At 65.2% G+C, this 19,698-nt stretch carries 21 protein-coding genes; 9 read left to right on the top strand and 12 right to left on the bottom strand.

Annotated features, from left to right (window positions below; genetic code table 11):
• The first annotated feature begins 27 nt into the window (after positions 1-27).
• From BTO02_RS22825 to sctC, 4 genes are all read left to right on the top strand, one after another.
• On the top strand, positions 28-561 hold the full coding sequence (locus BTO02_RS22825; RefSeq protein ID WP_269668044.1) for a type 4 pilus major pilin: 534 nt from the start codon (positions 28-30) through the stop codon (positions 559-561).
• A 79-nt stretch (positions 562-640) separates the two neighbouring features.
• Complete coding sequence (gene pilM, locus BTO02_RS22830) at positions 641-1,117, top strand: type IV pilus biogenesis protein PilM (protein ID WP_075161282.1); 477 nt, start codon at positions 641-643, stop codon at positions 1,115-1,117.
• Positions 1,118-1,160: 43 nt separating this feature from the next.
• Positions 1,161-2,771, top strand: coding sequence for a shufflon system plasmid conjugative transfer pilus tip adhesin PilV (gene pilV / locus BTO02_RS22835; protein ID WP_075161283.1), 1,611 nt, complete (start codon positions 1,161-1,163; stop codon positions 2,769-2,771).
• A 57-nt stretch (positions 2,772-2,828) separates the two neighbouring features.
• Positions 2,829-4,628: a type III secretion system outer membrane ring subunit SctC gene (gene sctC / locus BTO02_RS22840; protein ID WP_075159511.1), complete on the top strand. Its 1,800-nt coding sequence runs from the start codon at positions 2,829-2,831 to the stop codon at positions 4,626-4,628.
• Between the two features lie 83 nt (positions 4,629-4,711).
• On the opposite strand, the gene BTO02_RS22845 is transcribed toward sctC, so the two are convergent.
• On the bottom strand, positions 4,712-5,752 hold the full coding sequence (locus BTO02_RS22845) for an LLM class flavin-dependent oxidoreductase (protein ID WP_075159512.1): 1,041 nt from the start codon (positions 5,750-5,752) through the stop codon (positions 4,712-4,714).
• A 241-nt stretch (positions 5,753-5,993) separates the two neighbouring features.
• Here BTO02_RS22845 and BTO02_RS22850 point away from each other — a divergent pair, with 241 nt between their 5' ends.
• The 3 genes from BTO02_RS22850 to BTO02_RS22860 are packed head-to-tail and all read left to right on the top strand — an operon-like array spanning position 5,994 to position 9,411.
• Positions 5,994-7,082 (top strand): sensor histidine kinase, encoded by a 1,089-nt coding sequence (locus tag BTO02_RS22850; RefSeq protein ID WP_075159513.1) that lies wholly within the window; start codon positions 5,994-5,996, stop codon positions 7,080-7,082.
• A gap of 57 nt (positions 7,083-7,139) precedes the next feature.
• Positions 7,140-7,898, top strand: coding sequence for a response regulator transcription factor (locus BTO02_RS22855; protein WP_075159514.1), 759 nt, complete (start codon positions 7,140-7,142; stop codon positions 7,896-7,898).
• A 7-nt stretch (positions 7,899-7,905) separates the two neighbouring features.
• Positions 7,906-9,411, top strand: coding sequence for a secretin N-terminal domain-containing protein (locus BTO02_RS22860; RefSeq protein WP_075159515.1), 1,506 nt, complete (start codon positions 7,906-7,908; stop codon positions 9,409-9,411).
• 20 nt (positions 9,412-9,431) lie between these two features.
• On the opposite strand, the gene BTO02_RS22865 is transcribed toward BTO02_RS22860, so the two are convergent.
• From BTO02_RS22865 to BTO02_RS34425, 5 genes are all read right to left on the bottom strand, one after another.
• Complete coding sequence (locus tag BTO02_RS22865) at positions 9,432-9,887, bottom strand: molecular chaperone Tir (RefSeq protein WP_075161284.1); 456 nt, start codon at positions 9,885-9,887, stop codon at positions 9,432-9,434.
• Between the two features lie 113 nt (positions 9,888-10,000).
• Entirely contained in the window at positions 10,001-10,180 is a 180-nt protein-coding gene (locus BTO02_RS34420; protein WP_156883950.1) for a hypothetical protein, read from the bottom strand.
• A gap of 188 nt (positions 10,181-10,368) precedes the next feature.
• Positions 10,369-10,632, bottom strand: coding sequence for a hypothetical protein (locus tag BTO02_RS22870; RefSeq protein ID WP_075159516.1), 264 nt, complete (start codon positions 10,630-10,632; stop codon positions 10,369-10,371).
• A 58-nt stretch (positions 10,633-10,690) separates the two neighbouring features.
• Complete coding sequence (locus tag BTO02_RS22875) at positions 10,691-11,788, bottom strand: hypothetical protein (protein WP_075159517.1); 1,098 nt, start codon at positions 11,786-11,788, stop codon at positions 10,691-10,693.
• Between the two features lie 68 nt (positions 11,789-11,856).
• On the bottom strand, positions 11,857-12,405 hold the full coding sequence (locus BTO02_RS34425) for a hypothetical protein (protein ID WP_156883951.1): 549 nt from the start codon (positions 12,403-12,405) through the stop codon (positions 11,857-11,859).
• 24 nt (positions 12,406-12,429) lie between these two features.
• Here BTO02_RS34425 and BTO02_RS34430 point away from each other — a divergent pair, with 24 nt between their 5' ends.
• Positions 12,430-12,858 carry a hypothetical protein gene (locus BTO02_RS34430; RefSeq protein WP_156883952.1) on the top strand — a complete coding sequence of 143 codons (429 nt, stop codon included), beginning with the start codon at positions 12,430-12,432 and terminating at the stop codon, positions 12,856-12,858.
• 32 nt (positions 12,859-12,890) lie between these two features.
• Here the strand turns inward: BTO02_RS34430 and sctS are convergent, their stop codons facing one another.
• The 6 genes from sctS to sctU all read right to left on the bottom strand — a co-directional run bounded on the left by sctS (position 12,891) and on the right by sctU (position 18,840).
• The gene (gene sctS / locus BTO02_RS22885) at positions 12,891-13,154 is read right to left on the bottom strand and encodes a type III secretion system export apparatus subunit SctS (protein WP_075159519.1); all 264 of its coding nucleotides are present in this window, start codon (positions 13,152-13,154) and stop codon (positions 12,891-12,893) included.
• A 10-nt stretch (positions 13,155-13,164) separates the two neighbouring features.
• Positions 13,165-13,815, bottom strand: a complete 651-nt coding sequence (sctR, locus tag BTO02_RS22890) for a type III secretion system export apparatus subunit SctR (RefSeq protein ID WP_075159520.1) — start codon at positions 13,813-13,815, stop codon at positions 13,165-13,167.
• The gene (gene sctQ, locus BTO02_RS22895; protein ID WP_075159521.1) at positions 13,802-14,920 is read right to left on the bottom strand and encodes a type III secretion system cytoplasmic ring protein SctQ; all 1,119 of its coding nucleotides are present in this window, start codon (positions 14,918-14,920) and stop codon (positions 13,802-13,804) included. Before sctQ ends, sctR begins: the two co-directional genes overlap by 14 nt.
• A gap of 73 nt (positions 14,921-14,993) precedes the next feature.
• On the bottom strand, positions 14,994-15,656 hold the full coding sequence (gene sctP, locus BTO02_RS22900) for a type III secretion system protein SctP (protein WP_075159522.1): 663 nt from the start codon (positions 15,654-15,656) through the stop codon (positions 14,994-14,996).
• A 12-nt stretch (positions 15,657-15,668) separates the two neighbouring features.
• Positions 15,669-17,720 carry a type III secretion system export apparatus subunit SctV gene (sctV, locus tag BTO02_RS22905; protein ID WP_075159523.1) on the bottom strand — a complete coding sequence of 684 codons (2,052 nt, stop codon included), beginning with the start codon at positions 17,718-17,720 and terminating at the stop codon, positions 15,669-15,671.
• Positions 17,721-17,739: 19 nt separating this feature from the next.
• Positions 17,740-18,840 carry a type III secretion system export apparatus subunit SctU gene (gene sctU, locus BTO02_RS22910; protein ID WP_075159524.1) on the bottom strand — a complete coding sequence of 367 codons (1,101 nt, stop codon included), beginning with the start codon at positions 18,838-18,840 and terminating at the stop codon, positions 17,740-17,742.
• A gap of 282 nt (positions 18,841-19,122) precedes the next feature.
• Here sctU and BTO02_RS22915 point away from each other — a divergent pair, with 282 nt between their 5' ends.
• Positions 19,123-19,677: an HrpB1 family type III secretion system apparatus protein gene (locus BTO02_RS22915; RefSeq protein WP_075159525.1), complete on the top strand. Its 555-nt coding sequence runs from the start codon at positions 19,123-19,125 to the stop codon at positions 19,675-19,677.
• Positions 19,678-19,698: the final 21 nt, after the last annotated feature.

Raw genomic sequence — 19,698 nt, forward strand, 5'->3', positions numbered from 1 at the left:
AAACAGGCGACTCACTCGGTAATCCGTATGAAAACCAGGCGGGCGTTGCGCGGCCCGCGCGCCGCACAGCGCGGCGCCTCGCTGCTCGAGGCGATCGCGTATCTGGGCGTGGCGGCGATCGTCGTGATCGGCGCGATCGCGCTCCTCAACGGCGCATTCAGCAGCGCGAACACCAACGCGGTAAACGAGCAGGTCAGCGCGATTCAGACCGGCGTGAAGAAGCTCTACATGGGGCAGGCGGGCGGCTACGGCAATCTCGGCAACAGCGTGCTCGCGAGCGCAGGCGTGTTTCCGTCGACGCTCACGCCGTCCGCCGCGACGAATACCGTCACCAACACGTGGAACGGCGCGGTGACCGTGCAGGGCACCGGTCCGACGTTCACGATCACGTATGAGAACGTGCCGCGCAGCGTATGTGTGAACGCGGTCACCGCGGGGGGCAGTTGGGTGTCGATCAATATCAACAATAACAACGAGACCACCTTACCGGTGCCGCCCGATACCGCGGCGACCGATTGCAATTCGGAGACGACCAACACGATCGTCTGGACCTCGACGTGATGCATCCGCACGGGGACACGATGCGTCGGCCATCGATGCGCGAGGCGAACGCGCGTGGCGAGTGCAGGGGAACGGCAACGTGATCGCGATCTGGATCGTCGTGGCGTGCAGCGCGCTTGGCGGCCTGTATGAGCTGATCGACGCCGGCTATCTGCAGGCCACGCCTGCTGCGGCGACCTTTACGCTCGCGCAGAGCATGAGCGCGTACCGCGCGGCGCTGATCGCGTATGCGCGCAGCCATCCGGAATTCGAGGGCAGCGTGCCCGCGCAAACGCTGCAAGCGCTGCTTGCGCCAAACGCCGTGGACCCGCTCTGGCGGAACTACGTGTCGCCGAATGCCTCGACCCCCGGCAGTCTCGTTGTGGTCTATGCGAGCTCGGCGAGCGCCGCACCGGCGATTGCGGGGATCGAAACACTGGCGGGCGGCTCGGCATTCGCGGGCGTCTCGCTCAACGGCGCGGTGATGTCGCCGGGCAACCCGGCGGTGCCGCTTCCCACGGCGCTGGCCAGCGCCGTGCCGAACGGCGTGCCGGTATGGATGGCGCAGGCCTATTGAGAGCGGAGCGCAGCCAATCATGAAATCGCGCACCGAAACGCGCATGAAAACGCGTACTACGGGCCAACGCGGCTTTACGATCGTCGAACTACTGGCGGCGCTGGCGATCGCTTCGCTCGCGTTTGCGGGCATTGCGATGATGGTCAATACGTCGTTGGAAGACGCGCGCGGGCAGCAGGCTGCGCAGTATCAGTCGCGGCTTGCACAGGCCGCAGCGCAACTGATCCAGCAAAATGCCACCGCGCTTGGCGCGGCCGCGACCACGACGAAGCCGGTGACGGTGAAGCTGCAAGGTGCGCCTTATCAGTTGTCGACGTATCTGCCCGACGGCGTGCAAAACGAAAACGCGTACGGGCAGACACCGTGTCTGTTCGTCTATGCGACCAGCAACGGCGGACTGCAAGGGCTGCTCGTGACCGAAGGCGGGAGAACCATTCCCGATGCGCAGCTTGGCTACATCGCGGCGAACGCCGGGCCCGGCGGCGGTTCGATACCGGCCGCGCAGAATACCGGCGGCGCGGCGCTCGGCGCCTATGGCGCATGGCGCTTCGCCGCGCCGAATCCGGCGAACGTGTCGTGCTCGGGAGTCAAGACGGGCGTCGGCCATCTGGTCAGCGAAATTTTCCCGGACAATAGCCAGGGCCAAAACACGGACTTTCTGTACCGCGTGAGCGTGCCCGGCAATCCGACTGCCAACACGATGCAGGTGCCGATCGTGCTCGCGCAGCAAACCGACTTCAGCCCATGCACGGCGGCCGCGGGTTCGCTCGCGGCCGACGCAAGCAGTAACCTGCTGACCTGCAGCGGCGGTCAGTGGCAGCCGCAGGCGTCGCTGCACTGGCGCGATCCGGTCGCATCGGCGTCGGATCTCGGCGATACCGCAAAGGTGCCGCACCCGCGGCTCGGCGATGTCGCGATGACCACCAACACCGGGCGCGCTTATACGTTCAACGGCACCGCGTGGCAAGCGTTGGCGGTGGACGAGGCAGGCAACCTGAATCTCGGCAATCGGCAGGCGCAGGGCAATTCGTGCGCGCCGAACGCGGTCGACACGACGCCGGTTACCACGGACGGCACCGGCCGCGTGCTGTCGTGCCAGAACGGCATCTGGCAGACGCAGTCGGAAATCACGCCCGGCAGCAACATGACCGAATGCCAGATGATGATGACGACGCCGAATGCGACCGACTACGCCGGCTGTGCGGCACCACCGTCGAACAATTACGACGCGGCGCCGTTTTCACACAACGTGTCGAACGGCACCTACTCGTACACGCGCGAGCTGACGGTGCAACTCACCAAGCCCGGCATCGTGTCGGTGACGTCGTGGGCTCACATGAACGACGGGCTGTGCAGTACGCGCTCCGGCGCCCAGGCGCAGATGTCGCAAGACATCGATATTTTTACCGCCGCGGGACAGCAGATCGGACATGTCGAAGCGCAGAGCCCGAAGCTGACCGACGACTCCGGCGGCATCAACAACACGATCACGCAGGCGGCGCCCGCCGGCAGCTATCAGGTGCAGGTCACGACCAACTGGGCGACCTACAACCTGATCTCGACGCCGTGGACCAGTTCGTTCTGCGGTGCGCAAGGCCAGACCATTCCGAATACGCCGGTTGCGGCAGGCTGGACCGTGAACACCTACTACTAGCTGAAGACCACGCGGTGCGCCGCATCGCTCATCTGAAACCTGAACCTGAAGCCGATCATGAAACGATTCGTCAAAGCTGTTCTGCTTGCCGCCCTGGCGCTTGGCTGCGTCACCGTACCCGCGGCGCCGGTACGCTGGCGGACCACGCAGATCGACTACTCCGCCGACGCGAAGGATATCAAGGACGTGCTGCGCGATTTTTCCGCGAGCCAGAATATTCCGGCGAACATCTCGAAGGACGTGGCGGGCAGCGTGACGGGCAAGTTCCACATGCCGCCGCAGCGCTTCCTCGACACGCTCGCGTCGTCGTTCGGCTTCGTCTGGTATTACGACGGGCAAGTGCTCGATATCGTGCTGCCCGAAGAGATGAAGAGTTCGCTCGTGAAGCTCGATCATGCTAGCGCCGGGGAACTGCGCGACACGCTTGCGGCGATGCATGTCGCCGATCCGCGCTTTCGCATCACCTACGACGATGCGCAAGGTGCGGCGATCGTCAACGGCCCGCCGAACTATGTGCAACTGGTATCCGATATTGCCGCGCGTCTCGATGCCAATACGTCGCATCGCGCGGGCACCGTGGTCCGCGTGTTTGCGCTGCATCACGCGTGGGCCATGGACCGCACGGTAAATATCGAAGGCACGTCGGCGACGTTGCCCGGCGTCGCGACCGTGCTCAACAGCATGTATCACCCGAATCAGGCGGGCGCGTCGACGTATGGCGCGGCGCCAGGCGCAACCAGCGTGGCGAACGTGCAGCACGCGCGGGGCGTGAACGATGTGTCGGGTAGCGCGCTGGGCGGCGCGCCGATGCCGCCGCTGCCGCCCGGCGCGCAAGGCGGCTCGGGCGGCGGCGCCTATGCGGCGCCGCAGGCGGGCAATCCGCAAAGCTCGAGCCTCTTCAGCGGTCTGACTGGTCGCGCGTCGCCGCAACTTTCGGGCGCACTCGGCCAGGCCGGCATACCGGGTTCGCCCGCCGGCGCGCAGCAGGACAACGACATGCTGCCGGTCATCCAGCCGGACCAGCGCACGAACTCGGTGTTGATTCGCGACACGCCGGACCGCATGGACCAGTATCCGGAACTGATTGCACGCCTTGACGTGAAGCCGCGTCTGATCGAGATCGAAGCGCATATCTTCGAGGTCGATACCGACTCGCTCGCACAGCTTGGCGTGAACTGGACCGCCCACAACAGCCATGTCGACCTGCAAACCGGAAATGGCGCCGGCACGCAGAACGTATACAACGGCACGCTCGCGCCAACCTTCGGCAATACGACGTTGCCGGGCGGCGTGACCGCAGCCGCTTCGCCCGCCGGCGCCGCGCTCACCACGGTGCTCGGCAACGCCGGGCGTTATCTGCTGGCCAACGTGAATGCGCTGGAGCAGCACAACAAGGCGAAGATCGAAGCGAGTCCGAAGGTGGCGACGCTCGACAACGTTGAAGCCGATATGAGCAACGACACGCAGTTTTTCGTGCGTGTGAGCGGCTACACGTCGGCCGACCTGTACAGCGTGTCGACCGGCGTGTCGCTGCGCGTGCTGCCGATGGTGGTCGACGAGAACGGGCGCACGCAGATCAAACTCGACGTCGCGATTCAGGACGGCCAGCTAAGCGGCCAGACCGTCGACAACATTCCGGTGATTTCGAGCAGCAACATCAATACGTCGGCATTCGTCAACGATGGCGAGGCGCTGCTGGTGGCGGGCTACAAGGCCGCCAACATCACGCACAATCTCACCGGCGTACCGTTGCTCTCGAAGATTCCGCTACTCGGCAATCTGTTCAAGTCGACCGATAACGAGGACAGCCACATGGAGCGGCTCTTTCTTCTGACGCCGCATATCATCGACCTATGAGCGATGCGCGTGGCCGACCGCGCGGCATCGCGCTCGCCGTATTCCGGGTGCGTCCGCGGCTGGAATACGGCATTGCTTCGTCGTCATGCTGCGGCGCTGTGCGCGGCAGTCTGCAGGGCAGGGATCACATCGCGTGCGAAGCGTTGCATCGACGCCATCACGCGCGGGTGCGCCAGCGCGCCGAACCAGAAGCTCGCGCTGAAGTAATCGCAGCAGAGCCCGTCGCGAATCCTGCGCAACTGGTGCACGCATTCGTCGACCGTGCCGATCACCGTGTGGTCGTCGCGCAGCGCGGCGATGGTCGGTTCATGAGGCAAGGCACCGGCCGGCACGATGCCGTCGATCACCGCGCCCTGGTCGTGGCGCAAACGCCAGGTCGCGCGGCCGTTCCACAGTGCCTGTTCTGCCGCTTCCTCCGCTTCCGCGTGACTCTGCGCGACGTAGACCGGCCGCTGCGTACCGATGCGCAGCGGCGCCATCGCCGTCGCGAGGTCGGGCCATGCGTCACGCATATTGGTCAGCGTCGAGATCGGCTCGAGCACGCCCGTGAACATGTTTGCGCGGCGCCACACTGCCTGCTCGACCGACTCGCGGCGACTCGAATTGACGACCATCCACAGCGGCATCGCGCGCTGTACGGGCTGGGGCACGAGGTGAGTCTCCGGAATCTGGAAATGCTCGCCCTCGTACCGGAACACGGGTTCGCGCAAGGCGGCAAGCAGCACGTCGAGCGCTTCGTTGTCGCGCTCGATAGTGTCGCCTTTATCGATCTGGAAACGCGCGTACTGGTAGCTCTGGTAGCCCTTGCCGATGCCGATTTCGACGCGCCCGCCGCTCAGCACATCGAGCGTCGCGAGTTCTTCGGCGACCGTCAGCGGATGATGCAGCGGCAGTGGCACGATCGCGGGCCCGACGCGCAGCCGCCGCGTGTGCGCGACGATATGCGACAGCAGCAACAGGGGACGCGACGTGTGCGCGTAATTCGTGAAGTGATGCTCCGCCACCCACAGATGGCTGAAGTTCAGCGTATCCGCGGCGCGTGCCATGTCGAGCGCGCGGCGGTACAGCTCGGCAGCGGGACGCGGTTCAGGGGCGGGCATCGTAATAAAGAGGCCAAATTGCATTCACTGCTCCCGGGAACTGGACACGTCGGCGCTGGACCGCGCCGACCTGGCCCATGCGACTGCGCACAGCGCGCGACGCGATGCGGCTCTGCTGCGATTAACGTCGATTTGTGCCGCGTGCGTGCGCGCCTGCACGAACCGATGTTCCGGCACGCGCATCCGCGTTCGCGGCGCTGCAGTGCACGCGCGATGGCCGTGTGCGCGGCACGGCGCGGATCGTCGGCGCTTGCCGGAAGCCGCCATGACTGAACCGCTCGCGTTGCCGGCCGCCGCGCTCGATGCGCTGTTCGACAGCCAGCCGTGGGGCACGATCGCGGTCGACCGCGAGCAGCGTGTGCTGTTCGTCACGGCGGCGGCAACCCGCCTGCTGCAACGGACGATCCGTAGCGGTGCGCCGTTTGCCGAGCTGATGCGCACGTACGGCGTAACGGACTTCGACGCGAAAGGTGGCGAGCACAGGCAGGAGATCGAATTTCAGGCGGGTGCGACATGGCTCTGGCTGACGCGCCACGCCGTCGAGGATAGCGAGCCGATTGCCGCCGCGTACGCGCTGGTCGACATCACGAGCATGCGTCGTGCGCTCGGCGAGCGGATGGAGTCCCTGCGGTTCATGTCCCACGACCTGCGTTCGCCGCAAAATTCAATCGTCGCGCTCACGCAGCTTCACGAATCGGATCCGCGGGCATTTGAAGCATGCGGTGGCATGCAGCGCATCGCCGAACTGGCGCGTTACGCATTGTCCATCGGCGATAAATTCGTGTTGACGTCGATGGAAAGCGGCTTGCGGCCGCACGATCTCGTACGCTTCGACCTATGCGCGACGATCCGCAGCCTGATTCCGCAGCTCGATGTTGCGGCCGTATATCGCGGTGTGGCGCTGCGTTTGTGGCTGGCAGAAGGCGATGCCGTCTGGATGTCCGGCGTGCGCGTGTTCGTCGCGCGGGCGTTGCAGAATCTTGTCGACAACGCCATTCGCGCGTCCGCACCGGGTGATCCTGTGACAGTTTTGCTAAAGGTCGTGGACGGTTACGCCGTTATCACGGTAAGCGACGCGGCGGGAGGGTTGCCGGGGCTCGCCGCGCGCCGTGTGATGCACGACTTCGATGCGCTTGCAGGCCAATCGTCCGGTGCATTCGGCCTCGGCCTCAAGCTCACAGCGCGCGTCGTGCAGATGCACGGCGGCACGCTGCACGCACAAGCCAATGCCGATACCGGGACCGACTTCGTCATGCGGCTGCCGTGCCTGACCAGCCGGCGCAAACACGCGATGCCAGGCGCAACGCCCGGCCACGGTGGGTTCGCGACGCTCGAGCGCCCGGATGCGAACTGAGTTCACCGGTGCAAGGCGCTAAGCAATCGATCAGCGGCCTTTGGCCGCGAGACAATCATGGTGCGCAAGCAGATTCGAATCGTTCTCGCTGAAGATGATGTGATCCAGCAATCGCTGCTGGTGTCGTGGCTCAAGGCGGAGGGCTATCACGTCGATGCGTTCGACAATGGCCTCGACGCCCGGAACCATCTGTCCAACCACTGGGCGGACCTGATGATCCTGGACTGGGATTTACCCGGTATACCGGGTGACAGGCTGCTCACGTGGGTGCGCGCCCGCTCGAGCTCGACGGTGCCCGTGATTTTCCAGACGGTCCATTCGGACGAAGAGGACATCGTTCGCATTCTTGACACCGGTGCCGACGATTTTCTCGTGAAGCCGTTCGACAGGATGGTGCTGCTCGCGCGCATTCGCGCGTTGCTGCGGCGTTTCAACAACACGGCGAGCGACAGCCGGCAGATGATCGTCGGGCGCTACCTGCTCGATCGCGCGAACCTCAGCATCTCGGGCGGCGATCTGATGCACACGCTCGGTACGAAGGAGTTCGATCTGTTGTGGCACCTTGCGTCGCATCGCGGCACGGTCGTCCAACGCCAGGACCTGCATTCGGTTGTCTGGGGCTGGGACGGCGGCGCGACGAGCCGCTCGGTCGACATGTACGTGAGCCGGTTGCGCGCGAATCTGAAGGCGATCGGCGTCGAATGGACGATCCAGTCGGTGTACGCGAAGGGCTACCGGCTCAATATGAGCGACGACGGCGGCGTGAACGTCGACGCGTCGCGCACGAACCGCAATCCCTCTGCCGTGCCGGTGTAGCGCGAGCATGCCGGGATGGGCGCGTCTGTTCGCGATGGGCCGGCACGCGGCAACGGTGCGGCTCCCCGGAGGCTCGGTGCCCGTTTATGCGCTCTGCCTGCTTTACGCGGCGTACGCGGCGATCGACGTCGCCCCGGCCGTCGCCGCAACGCGGGCGGTACCGGCAGCGGTAGCCGCGCGGCAGACGCGCGCGGCGCAGGCCAGCATTCCGTGGGCGATCGCGCGCTTTCAGTATTCGACAAGCGGCGCGAGTGTGATCGACGTGCTGGCCGATCTGTCGGCCGCCACGCGGGTGCCCATTTCGACCGGCGCCTTCGATCGCGTAGGCGAGGCCGATGCGGCCGGTGCGTCGAGTCCTGCCGGTTCGACTAACGGCCGTGTCGAAGGGCGCTTCGATCTCCCGCCGCAGCGTTTTCTCGAGATGCTTGCCCACTCATACGATCTCGACTGGTATTTCGACGGCAGCGTGCTGCACGTCGATCCGGCGAGCGCGCGGCGCACGCTGTTGCTGCGGCTCAACTATGCGCCGCGCGTCGCACTGCACGAATTGCTGGCGCGCGACGGCACGGCCGCGGACCGCTTCCCGCTGGTCGATGGCGAGGGTGCTGGCGTCGTTGCCGTGGCCGGGCCGCCGATGTTTGTCACCTTTGTCGCGCATGCCGCGCGGCGGCTCGATAGCAGCGCGCGTGCGCAGGTGCGTACCGCCGTGCGGGTGATCGCGCTGCGCAATGCCACGGCCGCCGACCGCAGCTCGTTCGACAACGGCCGGCGCGGCGTGATCGAAGGCGTCGCGTCGCGCGCGCGGCGGCAGCTCGCGCCGCCGGACGCTGCCGCGGCCGGTCTCGTCGAATATGAAACGCCACTGCCGGTGATAACCGCGGACGCCCGCACCAACTCCGTTCTGATTCGCGACCGCGCGGAACGGCTCGACATGGATGCACGCACCGTTGCGGCGCTCGACGTGCGGGCCGAACCGGTTGCCGTGGATGCGCTGGTTGCCGAGGTCGATTCAACGGCGGTGCCGGCACTGGCGCTGGGCGTGCTGATCCCTGACCAGAATGCGGCAGCCGGCAGTGCACATGTGCGCATCGGCGACTCGGGCGGTGCGCTGCGCGCGCGAATCCATGCGCTGCGGGCGCTGCGACGTGCGCATATAACGGTCGAGCAGACGCTGCTGAGCGCCGATGGTGCCACCGCCGACCTCGAAGTGCGCGCGGGCCAGCCGCTCGATGTCGCGAGCGAGGCCGCTTCCGCTGCCGGAGCGCACGGCGACGCCGCGCCAGCCGATGGCTTCGCGCTCAGGGTCTTGCCGTGCGTGGTCCGCCGTGACGACGGCACTGGCGTTCGCAGCGTGGCCCTCGCGGCCGAATGGCGCTCGCGCGCGAACGTGCAGGTGGTGCGCATGGTGCTCGCGCCGCTGCAAGGGGTCGTGATGGTCGGGACTTCGAGCGAGGCGAGTGACGCGCGAACCCAACTCGTGATGCTGGTGCCGCATATCGTCGATAGCCGGTGAGCGGCTGCGTACGAGGCGGGCTAGGCGCGCAGCCAGAAATAGTCGCCGGCGATGATGCCGGCGAACATCTCGTCGCCGGATTCGATGATGTTGTTGCGCCAGTAGCGGCCGTGTTCCGCATAGTGCGCGAACAGGTCGGCGACCACGACTCCATCGACATCCGGCGTGAGCGGCAAGCGGAGAATCAGCACGATGCCGCCGGTGTCGCCGTCGAGTCCGAGTTGCGCCTGATCCTGTGCGTAGATCAGCAGGTTGGCCTCGAGCATGAGCCGGAATATCGCCAGCGTGCGGCCGGCGGTGACCGTGCCGTAATGGAAATTCACGTACATCGCCTGCGGGTCGTTCTCGAAATGATCGAGCCGTACGTCGAAGCCTTCCACTTCGACGGTGCGTGTCTGCAACACATGGTCCGGGTCGGGGAGGCCGACCACCGCGCACACGTCGCGCACGATCTCGGCGAATCGTTCGATGCTCATGTTCGATCCGAATGCGATAAAGAGCGAAAACCAGGACACGTCCCCGGTTTTCGCTGGCCTGCCAAACCGGCCGAAGGCGCCGCGCCGCGCGGACACCCGGGCCTCGACCGCCGTCAGCCTTTCTTGGCTGCCTGTTCGACGTCGTCTGCGCCGGTCTTCGCGATGTTGAGCACCGACATGACGAGCGACATCATCACCTGCATCATCGCCATCTGGATCATCGCCGGAATCATCGCGCTGGCGATGTCCGACGCTGAGCCGGTCGCGGCGCCTGCCATAGGTCCGAAAGACATGCTTGAACTCCTTCCTGTTGAGATAAAAGACAACTCGTATCGCGGTTCGGCATTGTTCAGCCTTCCGCACCATCGCCCGCATGACGCCGGCGTACCACCCTGCTTACTACTCGCGTACTGCTGAACCGATGTCACCGCTTGCCATCTACGGCTTGTCATCTACCGCTTGCTGCCTCCCCGTGCACGGTTCAGTGCAGAGCGACTTCACCGGCGCCCGGCAGTTCGTGCAGACGGTGCACGATGTTGCGGGCGGCGACGAGACCGCGATAGAGCTTCTGCAGCGCGGCGCGGTCGATGGCGTCCTCGGTCACGCAGGTCGCGTCGCTGACGCGCTGCGCACACGCATCGAACGCGGCGACGATGCGCGCCACGCGCGCGGGCGCGGCCGGCGAATCGAGCACCTGCTGCAGCTGTTTCAGATCGTCGCGAACGGCTTCGAGGTCTTCATGCATGGTGTTTCTCCTGTCAAAGGTTGAAAGTGCGTAATGCGTCTAACGGGCGAAGCAGCGCTCAATGCGCATGCGCATTGAGCGGGACGACGGATTCGCGCAGGGCGTGGCCGGTGTCGCCGGCTTCCCGCATGGCCGCCGGAAACAGATGTTTGACGCCGTCCTGCGTTTGCACATATCGCGTGTCGCCGACGGCGAGCATCGCGGTATAGACGGTCATCGCGAGCGTCGTCGGCGCCTCGGTCACGTCGACGTCGATACGTTTTACATTGCTGTCGAGATCCGCGCGCAGCCGGTTCAGTCCTTCGCGGAACTGCGTGAGCGACGGCACGACGCCGCTTACCGTGAAAACGCCGCCGCCCGAATACGCGACGTGCAAGCCGTCCATGCCGAGGGAGTCTTCGATATTCGCGACGTCGGTCTGTGCGACGTCGTATTGCCGCGCGACCGCACTGCCCATGCGCAGGAAGATCGCGCGTGCGGCGACGTCTTCTGCGGCGTTCGCCACCATGCCCTCGACCGCGATCGTGTCGCCACGGAGCTGCGCATGCAGGTCGGCGAGCTGCGCCGCATGCAGCGCGCCGTCGAGCTGCCGCGCAAGTTCCGCGCTGCCGTGCGCGGCCGGTGCGGGCTGCGACGGGCGGCCGACGCGCCCGTACACGAGCGTGCCGGCCAGCGTGAGCAGCGCCGCGGCCATCGCGCTTGCGCAGAGGGCGCGCAGCACGCGGCGGGTGCGGCCGACTTGCGCACCCGGGCGCGCAGACACGGCGCCGGTGCTGTCCGCGGCGGGCGCGCGTGCGGTTCCCGATGCGCCGTACATGCTCGCGAGCAACTGGATGTCGGGTGGCCACTGCGCGTCTTCGGTGCCGAAGCACAGAACAGTGGTGCCGAACGGAAACGGTACGAAGTCCGGAATCAGCACGACTGACGGATCGTCTCCCGCAGCCGGTGCGCGCATATCGTCGGCGCTGCCGTGCGATCCGTCGAGCCGCGACGCGCGGATTACGCCTGTTTCGTCCAGTTCGACGGCGACTTCTTCGTCGTCCCAGTCCGTGATGCAGATATCGGTATCGTCTGCCTTGCCGATCCGGTAGCGGCCCGGCGTGAGCCTCGCCTGGATGCCCGCATGCGTGCCCGTCAGGATGCGCAGGATTTTCATTCCAGTGGTTTCCGATTAATCAATCATGCAAAGTAAATGTCGACGGCTCATACGGCAGCGAGGCCAGTCTAGAAGGGCTGTGTTTTGCCGGCGGAGTGTCGGGCGAAGCCATTATGTGAGGCCCGAAGCGCTGCTTCCAGATGGCGTTCCGCACGCTCGGCGAGCGGCGCTGTCAGCGCACGGCGATTGACCAGCTCCACCAGAGGCAGCAACGCATTGAAAGTGGCCTCTGTGTCGCTGCACGGCACGACGATGGGTGTGCGACGTAACCGGGTCTGCGTATCGATCAGCGTCTGCCGGACATAGCGCAGAACGTCGCCGAAAAGCGGGGCGCCGTTGCCGCCGCCGCTGCGTGCGCGCAGTAGGTCCAGCATGACGGCAAGCGTTTCACGTATCGGCTGCGCCGTATCGCCGCGGCGCAGGCGTTCTCCGATTGCGAAACACTGCTCGGCTGCGGCGGCATGCAGCGATGTGCCGTGCAGAAGCGGTTGCTCGCGAAGCTTGGCGCCGAGGTCCTGCAATTCGGTGCGCGGTGCGGACTCCGCGCTGGCTGACCTGACGCACACCGCCGGCGCAAAGCGGCCGTCGTCACGATCGGGCGAACCCGGCGCGGGCAAGCGCCGCTCGTCGGATTCGAGTGTATGGTCCGTTGGCACCGGCTGTGGTTGGGCACCGCGTTGCGAATCGGCGCGTGCGCCCGGCGGTTCGCGGCGCGGGCCTTGCTGCTGACGTTGCTGCTGTTGTTGCCGACGCCGCTGGTCGTCCTGCTGATGCTGGCCCTGGCCACCCTGTCGTTGCTGACCGCTCTGCTGATGTTGTTGCCGGCCGTTGTGGCTCCCTTCGCGACCGCCGTCGCCGTGACGCGCGGTGACCCGCGCATGCAGGACACCCGCGCTCGCAGTCCTGCCCGGCAACTGATTGGCCTTCGCTGTGCCTTGCGTTTCGGCGGTTGCGGTGCTGTGCCTGATCTTCACGTGCCGGTATTGGCGCGCCTTATGCCGGATTTGGGTCTGCTGTTGTTGCGTACGTTGCGCGTCGGTGGAGTCGGCATGCTGGTTCGGGTCGACTGAAGCGGTATGCGGAGACGACAAGCGTTCGATGCTCATGACGGTACCGCGGTCGTGAGCAGTTGCGTCGCGAAGCGCAGGATGGCCGAGCCGCCCCATGCGCCGGTCAATGCGAGCGTGGCCAGCACCGCGACCAGCTTGACGCAATGCGAGATCGACTGATCCTGCAGCGACGTGACCGCCTGCACGAACGAGATCAGCAGCCCCGACAGCGCGGATACGATGATGACGGGCAACGACACGTACAGGCATAGCAGCAGCCCTTGCGTCGTGAGTCCGATCAGGTCTTCGGTGTTCATCGCAATTACCTTAGCGGTAGGTCAGAATGAGTCCGTGAATCAGTGTCGACCAGCCGCTCATCGCAACGAACAGCAGCAGCTTGAACGGAATCGCGACGTTGGTCGGCTGGATCTGGTTCATGCCCATCGCGAGCAGCACGTTGGCGATCACCAGGTCGACGACGATAAACGCGATGTACAGCAGAAAGCCGATCTTGAATGCATCGCCGAGCTCCGAAAGCGTGAAAGCCGGCGCGAGCACGATCAGGTCGTCCTCGTGCAACTGGTTGGCCATTTGCTGCGGCCAGATCACATGCGCGGAACGCAGGAAGAACAGCTTCTCGCGTTCGCGCGCATGCTTCTTCAGAAACTCGCGGAACGGTTCACGCGCCGCGCCGAACGCCTGGATCATCGCCTGAGACGGTTCGGGTGCCACCTGTTCGTGGCTTAGCGTTTGCATCGCGCTCATGCCGACTGGCGCCATCACGTACAACGACACGAGAATCGCGATGCCGTTGAGCACCATGTTCGGCGGCACCTGCTGCACACCAAGCGCATTGCGCAACAGTCCGAGCACGACGACGATCTTCGCGTAGGACGTGACGACCATCGCGACGAACGGCACGAGGCTGATCGCCAGCACGGCGATCAGCAGTCCGGTGAAATCGCTAAACTGGGTCATGGCCGTTCGACATCTGGACGATTCGAACACCGAGGTGTTCGCCGACCGTCACGAGTTCGCCGGTGCCGATCACCTGTCCATACGACACGAGCCGCACACGCGCGTCGTGCAGCGTGCCGGGCAGTTCGAGCACATAGCCTGCGCGTAACGCGGACAATTGCACGAGCGGCAGGGTCACGGTCTCGATTTCGAAGCGCACGGGTAAATCGAGTTCGTCGATCGATGTGGCACCCTGGGTATCGGTGCCGCTGAGCGCCGCATCGGCGCGAGAAAGATCATGGGTCATTTGTGGGTCCGTGTTGATAACAAGTCGGTTGCCTTCGAGCGTCACGCGCGTACTGAGTTGACGCGCGCCCGGCACACCCCAGAACAGTTCCGCGTCGTCCGCCCGTTGCGGCGTGGCAAGCAGGGAGCGCAGCGCCGCACGTGCGCCGCGCACGATCACGTCGCCGGGACGCAGCTGGTTGAGCGCTCCAACATTGAGTACTTTTTCACCGACACACAGCCATGCCGGCACGCCGATTTCGCTGACACAGCGCGCATAGGGCACGCGCTGCGTGGCGAGGTGCGCTTCGAGCGGTTCCAGCCAGGCAAGATCGACAGGACCGAGCGCACATTCGAAACGCCGCCCGTCGCGCACGAAGCGCAGCGTGAGACCGTCGCGTGCGGGTCCGGCGCAGCGCAGGCCGGTGACCTTCACATCGTCGAGACCAAGCTTGCCCAGAACGTCGAATAGCGGCTCGAGCAAAATCGCTGCGACGGCGTGCCGTAACGATGCGGCGAGGCCTGCATCGCTCGACGCATCCGGTTCCGCTGCGGCGCTGGCGAGCGCCGGATAGAACGCGAGCTCGACGCCGAAGCTTGCAATCGCACGACCGCGCTGCACGTCGATCCAACCCGACGTCTGCCAGGACGTGGGCACTTCCTGTCCGACGCGCCAGTCGGTCACGCCGAATTGCTGGGCGAGACGGGCTTCGAGGCGTGCGTCGCACAGCAGTCTCGACAGGCGAGCGGTCGTGGGCTCGATAGCGGGCAGCAGCTGGGCCCAGTCGGCGAATCGTTTGACGGGTATTGGCGTATCGGTAGTGGCGTGTGGCTGGTTCATTATGTTTTGGAATCGGTTATCCGCGTCCTGTGTGCTGCTTGCCGTGACATCGGCAATACGATGTCGCTTTGGTTCAGTCTGACGCGATCGATACATCGCGCGGTGTGTTCAATTCATCGAGCAGCAAAACGAGACGATTCCTCAGGACGACTTCGTGTCGGGAGATTAGCTGGCTGATCTCGGCGGTCCGCGTATCGAAACGAAGCGTGAGGTCGAAACGCGAAAGAGTCAGATGCAGTGTGCAGTCGGGCAGCAACGACGCATCGAGGCGAATGCGGATCGACCAGTTACCGCTTTCGATCACGGCGGGATCGGCGCAGAAATCGGCAACGCGAGCGGCGAGAAAATGCATCAATTGCGCGACGCGCGCCTGTTGTTGCGCGAGTGCCGCGATGAATGGCGCGGCCAGTTCGTTCAGACGCCGTTCGCGCACACGGGTGAGCGTCTCTGCATCGGGCAGCGCATCCGCGTTGTCGTGCGAATCGTCGTCGTTCGGGTCGGGCTCGGCCGACGCGAGCGCGGCGGCGTTGCCGGAGCAAGCTTCGTCCGCCGCTTCGCGTGCGTTGTACAGTGTGCCGCTCATGCGCCGTTCGCCACGCAGCCGCGCGCGCCGCACGAGCGCCGCATAGTCGATACCTTTGCGCGACGGCGCGAGCGGAGCCTGCCGATGGCCGGCTTCGTCGACGTCGGCGGGCGCGGCGGGAATGATGCGCGGACTGATCGTCGGACCGTTCATGACGACGCCCGCTTACAGCGTCACCCGTCCGAGCGGACGCAGTTCAATGTGATCGGACAACTCCTGATACGAGTACACGGGCAGCCAGCCGAGGCGCGCTTCGATCATGCGCCGGACGTAACGGCGAATGTCCATCGATGTGACCAGGGCGACGGCGGAGCGCGGCGTATCGCCCGCGTACGACTGAATCGCATCGCACAACTGGCGGATCTGGTCCGGCTGCAAGGCGAGGAAATTGCCCGTGGGCGTCTGTTTGATCGACTGGCGGATGTGCTGTTCGACGTCGTTGCCGAACAGCACTGCATCGAGGGTCGGCGCCCCACCGCTGGCCCGGTATGCGATGTAGCGGGACAGATCGCCGCGCACGTACTCGGCGAGCATCAACATGTCTTTTTCCTTCGGACCCCAGACGACGAGGCTTTCCATGATTCCTCGCGCGTTGCGGATCGACACCTGTTCCTCGAGAAGACGGCGCAATACGTCGGCAATGCGCTGCAGCGGCAGCGCCTTCTGCACTTCCGCAACGAGCCCCGGATAATCCGCGCCGAGCTGATCGAGCACCCACTGCGTTTCCTGAATGCCGACGAACAGATGCGCGCGCATGCGCAGCATGCCGACGGTCTGGTTTGCGATCACCTGCTCGATGCGCCAGATGGTGGCGTCGGCCGGCGCCTGACGTTCGCCGATCCAGTAGCTTTGCGGCAGGCCGCCGGCTGGCCCCGCTGCTTCGCAACTCGCGGCCAGCGCGGCGTCGCCTCCCGCATCGGGCAGCATGACCTTGCCCGCCGGCACTTGTACATGGGCGCAAGGCACGTCGTGCAGCAGAATCTCGTAAGTGTTGGTCGGCAGATCGTCGCTCGACCACATCGTAATACCCGGAAACGGCAGGCCGATTTCATCCTGAAGCCGGGAGCGCTGCGCTTCGAACGCGTTGTCGAGCGCAGTGGGCGAGAGCTGCCCGACAAGATTCGGGGAGAGCCGCACGCCGAGCGCGCTGGTGAATTGCGGCGCGCGTTTCAGGATGGCCGGCGCGTCGCCTTTCGCGCCCGCGCGCTGCAACGATGCTACCTTTGCACCCGTGTCTTCCTTGCGTGCGTTCTTGTTGTGCAGCCGGTATCCAGCGAACGCGAGCGTCGCGGACAGCAGCACGAAGAGCGGCCAAGGGAAGCCCGGCACCGCTGCGAAGCCGAGCAGCAGCACGCTCGCGAACCACAGCGCGTTCGCGTTGCCGCCCATCTGGCGAAGCAATTCTTCGCCGAGCGAGCGGCCGCCGCCTTCAGCGGTTTCGTCCGACACGCGCGTGATCATGACGCCGGCCGCCACGGAAATCAGCAGCGAGGGAATCTGCGACACCATCGCGTCGCCGATCGACAGGATCGAGAAGCGGTTCGCGGCGTCGCCGGCCGTCATCGCGTGATAGGCCATGCCGACCGCGATGCCGGCCACCATGTTGACGAGCGTGATGACGAGGCCGGCTATCGCATCGCCCTTCACGAATTTCATCGCGCCGTCCATGCCGCCGTACAACTGGCTCTCGACCGCGAGCCGCGCACGTTTGCGGCGCGCTTCGTCGGGCGTGAGGATGTTCGCGCGCAGGTCCGCGTCGATGCTCATCTGTTTACCGGGCAATGCGTCCAGCGTGAACCGCGCGCCGACCTCGGCGACGCGTTCGGAGCCTTTCGCGATCACGATGAATTGCACGGTCGTGATGATCACGAACACGACAAGGCCGACCACCAGATTACCGCCCACCACCAGTTCGCCGAAGCTGTCGATGATGCGGCCGGCGTCGGCGTGCAGCAGGATCGACTTGGCCGACGCGATGTTCAGCGAAAGCCGGTATAGCGTCGTGAACAGCAGTGCCGACGGAAACGACGACAGCGATGTGATCGACGGCACGTACAGGGTCACCATCAACAGCGTGACGCTGAGGCAGATGTTGACCGACAGCAGCACGTCGATGATGTCGGGCGGCAGTGGCAGGATCATCAGCGAGATGATCGCGACGATCAGTAGCGCAATGCCGATTTCGCCGCTGGCGGGCAGTTTGAGCGACTTGAGCATGGCAGGCTCCGTAGCAAGGTCAGGAAGGTTCATGGAAAGGTGAAGCGGGAGGTGGGGCCGGGTTCGCGGCGGCGCCGCGCGCCATGCCCACCGACTCGACCCAGCGCAGGATCGCGGCGACTACTTCGAACAGCTCTTCGGGAATCGCGTCATTGACGCCGATCCGATACAGCGCGCGCGCCACCGGCGGGTTCGCGACGATCGGCACGTCGTGTTCGTGCGCAAGCCGGCGCAAGGCGGCGGCGTCCGCGTCGACGCCGCTTGCCACCACGACCGGCAACGGATGTTCGCCGGGCGCGTAGCGCAGCGCGACGGCGTAGTGAGTGGGGTTCACCACCATCACGTTCGCGCGTGCCACGGCGGCAGGTCGCGGGTCGCCGCGGATCAGTTCGCGGGCGCGCTGCCGGCGTTCGTGTTTCATTTTCGGATCGCCGTCCTGGTTCTTGCGCTCACGCTTCACTTCGTCCTTCGTCATGCGCTGCGAGTGAAGAAACATGACGTGCTGCAGTTTCCAGTCGGCCGCGCCGACCACCAGATACAGCACGAATGCGACCGACAGCATCCTGAGCAGCGCACTCCATAACAGCGTGGAAAGCTGCGGCAGCGGTTCGTACAGTGCCTGCGTGACGAGCGGGAACAGGCCGATGATGGTTTTCCACAGCACCACGATCAGCAAAGCCGCCTTGACGATCATCTTCAGCAGATCGATCAAAGACTTCTTCGAGAAGATGCGCTTCATGCCGCTCGCCGGGCTGACCGAGCTCAGCTTCGGCATCACCGGATGCATCGACACCTTCAGACCGACCTGCGCGAACGAGGCAAGCGCGGCCGCGAGGAGGCCGACCGCCGCGAGCGATACGCACACGAGCGCGCACAACCCGAACAGATGAAACAGCGCAGACGTGAGGGCCTGGGTGGAGCGGTCGGTCGTGGGGAAATCGAGTGCGATGCCGAGTGCCGCGCGCAGCGAGTCGAGCAGCCACGAACCGCACGCATGGAACGCGATGATCATGGCCAGCAGCGTGGCGGCCGAGATCAGGTCAGTACTTCTGTATACCGAACCTTTATCGCGAGCGTCCTTGAGCTTTTTCGCGGTGGGTTTTTCGGTCTTGTTGCTCATTTGTGCGAGGGCGGCGACGCGCTGGCCAGTGGCGAATGGGCTGCACGATAGACGCGAGCGGCGCGCGGGCGCGCTTGCCGCGCGAAGGGCCGCTGGTTCGTGCGAAGCGCGTCTGCGCACCGAGCGCGACGGCGCCGATCACCTCTGCTTCGCGTGCTTTCCAGTCGCTTCGCCTCGCTGGACCGCGGCCGGACGGGCCGTTTGCTACCGTGCGTTCATCGGCCGCTGCCGTGCTTGACCCCGCGATCAATCCGCGAAACTCCCTCTTATCAGGATCACAAAATGAACCAGAAACGCGAATATATGGACTGCAGCCCGGAACTGTTCGGTGCGCTGATCGAGCTTGTACGGATGTCGGTCGTCGACCAGTTTCCTACCACGCGTGTCGATATCGGCGACGTCGAGCATCTGCTCGAGGCAATGCGTACGCTGCGCCCGAATCTGGCGGAACTGAGCCTGTTCGACGGCTTCGTGCATGTGGTGCGCGGCAACTGGCGCGAAGCGGCGGACGTGTTCGGCGCGCTCGCTGGGCAATCGCTATGCATGCCGGGCAGCAAGGCGATGATGATTTACTGCCTGAGTTCGAGCGGCAATGCGGACTGGCGCATTCTGGCGAGCCAGCTGCTCGACGAAGAAGCGATTACGCCGGAGGCGCGCATGCTCGTGCATGCGGTGATGGCGCGCAACGATGTCGAGCAGGCCGGCGAATTGGCGATGACATCGGGCGAATTCGTCGAACCGGATTCGCTGCGGCGCTTGCGTGAGGAGTCGGCGGATGCGGGTGGCGGCGGGAACGGCAGCCTCGTGCCGCTCGACGGTCAATACTTGCGCCTCTGAGCGCGGCCGCAAGGGAGATAG

The sequence above is a fragment of the Paraburkholderia sp. SOS3 genome (assembly GCF_001922345.1).
GTDB lineage: Bacteria > Pseudomonadota > Gammaproteobacteria > Burkholderiales > Burkholderiaceae > Paraburkholderia.

What these genes read in the sequence shown, in the direction of transcription:
- BTO02_RS22825 (WP_269668044.1), top strand. Translation starts at nt 28, where the DNA reads ATGAAAACCAGGCGGGCGTTGCGCGGCCCGCGCGCCGCACAGCGCGGC.
- pilV (WP_075161283.1), top strand. Translation starts at nt 1,161, where the DNA reads ATGAAAACGCGTACTACGGGCCAACGCGGCTTTACGATCGTCGAACTA.
- sctC (WP_075159511.1), top strand. Translation starts at nt 2,829, where the DNA reads ATGAAACGATTCGTCAAAGCTGTTCTGCTTGCCGCCCTGGCGCTTGGC.
- BTO02_RS22845 (WP_075159512.1), bottom strand. Translation starts at nt 5,752, where the DNA reads ATGCAATTTGGCCTCTTTATTACGATGCCCGCCCCTGAACCGCGTCCC.
- BTO02_RS22850 (WP_075159513.1), top strand. Translation starts at nt 5,994, where the DNA reads ATGACTGAACCGCTCGCGTTGCCGGCCGCCGCGCTCGATGCGCTGTTC.
- BTO02_RS22855 (WP_075159514.1), top strand. Translation starts at nt 7,140, where the DNA reads ATGGTGCGCAAGCAGATTCGAATCGTTCTCGCTGAAGATGATGTGATC.
- BTO02_RS22860 (WP_075159515.1), top strand. Translation starts at nt 7,906, where the DNA reads ATGCCGGGATGGGCGCGTCTGTTCGCGATGGGCCGGCACGCGGCAACG.
- BTO02_RS22865 (WP_075161284.1), bottom strand. Translation starts at nt 9,887, where the DNA reads ATGAGCATCGAACGATTCGCCGAGATCGTGCGCGACGTGTGCGCGGTG.
- BTO02_RS34420 (WP_156883950.1), bottom strand. Translation starts at nt 10,180, where the DNA reads ATGTCTTTCGGACCTATGGCAGGCGCCGCGACCGGCTCAGCGTCGGAC.
- BTO02_RS22870 (WP_075159516.1), bottom strand. Translation starts at nt 10,632, where the DNA reads ATGCATGAAGACCTCGAAGCCGTTCGCGACGATCTGAAACAGCTGCAG.
- BTO02_RS22875 (WP_075159517.1), bottom strand. Translation starts at nt 11,788, where the DNA reads ATGAAAATCCTGCGCATCCTGACGGGCACGCATGCGGGCATCCAGGCG.
- BTO02_RS34430 (WP_156883952.1), top strand. Translation starts at nt 12,430, where the DNA reads ATGGTCCGTTGGCACCGGCTGTGGTTGGGCACCGCGTTGCGAATCGGC.
- sctS (WP_075159519.1), bottom strand. Translation starts at nt 13,154, where the DNA reads ATGAACACCGAAGACCTGATCGGACTCACGACGCAAGGGCTGCTGCTA.
- sctR (WP_075159520.1), bottom strand. Translation starts at nt 13,815, where the DNA reads ATGACCCAGTTTAGCGATTTCACCGGACTGCTGATCGCCGTGCTGGCG.
- sctQ (WP_075159521.1), bottom strand. Translation starts at nt 14,920, where the DNA reads ATGAACCAGCCACACGCCACTACCGATACGCCAATACCCGTCAAACGA.
- sctP (WP_075159522.1), bottom strand. Translation starts at nt 15,656, where the DNA reads ATGAACGGTCCGACGATCAGTCCGCGCATCATTCCCGCCGCGCCCGCC.
- sctV (WP_075159523.1), bottom strand. Translation starts at nt 17,720, where the DNA reads ATGCTCAAGTCGCTCAAACTGCCCGCCAGCGGCGAAATCGGCATTGCG.
- sctU (WP_075159524.1), bottom strand. Translation starts at nt 18,840, where the DNA reads ATGAGCAACAAGACCGAAAAACCCACCGCGAAAAAGCTCAAGGACGCT.
- BTO02_RS22915 (WP_075159525.1), top strand. Translation starts at nt 19,123, where the DNA reads ATGAACCAGAAACGCGAATATATGGACTGCAGCCCGGAACTGTTCGGT.